This window comes from Arthrobacter sp. FW306-1B-G06A (assembly GCF_058781765.1).
In genome coordinates this window covers 1-1,610 of the sequence record NZ_JBYSXB010000081.1, presented here as the reverse complement: position 1 = coordinate 1,610, position 1,610 = coordinate 1, and the positions used below count along the sequence as shown (strand labels likewise).

Below are 1,610 nucleotides of genomic sequence, written 5' to 3'. Positions count from 1 at the left end.
GGGGAGGTGTTTGGCCACGCTTGGCTCGCCGGCACTCACCGCATCCACGATGTCTCCGCGGGTTGCCGGGCCGTGCGCTGAAAGATAGCGGAGGATTTCGTTCCTGGATCTATTGCCGAAAGTCGCGACGGCAGCCTCGACGTCGGGCGACCAGGCGTCGTCGTGAGGCTGGGTAATCCTCGGCATGGAACCATTCTCACCGAACGCGTACAGAAAAGTAAGACTCGCAGTCTTGACGATACTTTAATTATTCTTGACAATAGCTTGCATAGCTTTGTTGTGATGGTGGGTGGGGTCGATTCTGGGCGGACACCCTCATGTGCGGGGGCACCCGCGTCGGACTATTGGAGTCTGCTTTGTCGAAGCGGTGAAGACCATGAGTGTCGAAGACGGGGCGAATCACGCCCAACAAAAACAACCAACACCAGCGACCATTGATATTTCTTTGACCAGGCCTTTCGAGCCTGGGCCAATCCCGATTGACCAGATCATGGTGGCCGTCGAGGGGGTACGACGTTACGTCGTTTCCCACCTCTCCCGGATCGGCCGAGCATGCGATGCAGACGATGTCATGCAAGACATCCGATTGGCCGTCTGGGATGGAGTCGCACGCGGCCACTATCGCCAACTCCCCGGTGTTCGCTTTGAGGCGTGGGTACAGGGAGTGACCGGAAACGTGTGCGCCGCGCACATTCGTCGTGAGCTGTCCCATCAGACGCTGCCGCTACTCATCGAACCAAGCTGCGGTGATTGCCCGGCTTCGTCTGACGCGCTCGCTCTCCTCGCTATCGACCGGAGCTGGGACAGAGGCGCTGACGGGGTAATAGACCAGGAGTGGGCGCGAGCGATCATTACCCTGACCCGAGCCAGTGTGAATGAGAGCGTTTGGGGTCTGGCGATGGACAGTTTTACTTCGCCGCGTCGGTACGGTCCGCCCGCGCCACAGGACCGCCGCCGGTGGCATGCGGTGACAGTGGTGCGCCAGACGGCGAAGACCGTTCAAAGTGCCCTCGACGTGGAGCCGGCCGACGTCTGCAGCGTGGAAGATCTCTGTGAATACGCAGCTGAATGCTTGCCGACTCTTGTGCTTAGGCGAGTTGCATCGACCATCGTTCGTCGAGGTGTTCGTGGGCCGGAGAGAAATCGTGCCCTCGAATCCTTGGCCGCAGAGCTCGGGGTCACGGAACGCTATGTCGCCGTGCAGATCGGCTTTGCCCGGCGGCTGTATCAGGCGTCGTGGAGGATTCTCCGGCATGGAATGACGACGACCCCTTGAGTCATGTCGTGAGCCGGTACTGCTAGCAATGAAGAGGCAAGGAGGCAGAAATGGGGCTGGTGCTGAGGCGTACCCCGCCGGGCCCAGGGAAACGGCGGTCGTGGTGGATCGGCGTCCTGGCAATTCTGATCGTGGTGGCGGCCATTGTCATTCTTGCGCTTCCCGCGGGCGGGACCCGAACCGAGCCTGCTTCATCCTCGACGGCGGGCCCGGCAACTACCGGCCTGGCGACGTCGTCGACCTTCTCGCCCGTCGCATCGCCGACCGCGGCTTCCACATTGGAAACTCCACCCACGATCGGAGAACCACGCACAACGGACTATCGGAGGCTCGC

3 protein-coding genes are annotated in these 1,610 nt (G+C 61.2%); 2 read left to right on the top strand and 1 reads right to left on the bottom strand.

Going from position 1 to position 1,610, the window contains the following annotated elements; all coding sequences use genetic code 11:
• The coding region (locus AC3WJM_RS22915) for a hypothetical protein (protein ID WP_492273042.1) at positions 1-186 on the bottom strand (186 nt) is incomplete at its 3' end.
• Between the two features lie 190 nt (positions 187-376).
• Between AC3WJM_RS22915 and AC3WJM_RS22910 the strand changes: the two genes are divergently transcribed.
• On the top strand, positions 377-1,276 hold the full coding sequence (locus AC3WJM_RS22910) for a sigma factor (protein WP_492260900.1): 900 nt from the start codon (positions 377-379) through the stop codon (positions 1,274-1,276).
• A gap of 50 nt (positions 1,277-1,326) precedes the next feature.
• The coding region (locus tag AC3WJM_RS22905; protein WP_492273041.1) for a hypothetical protein at positions 1,327-1,610 on the top strand (284 nt) is incomplete at its 3' end.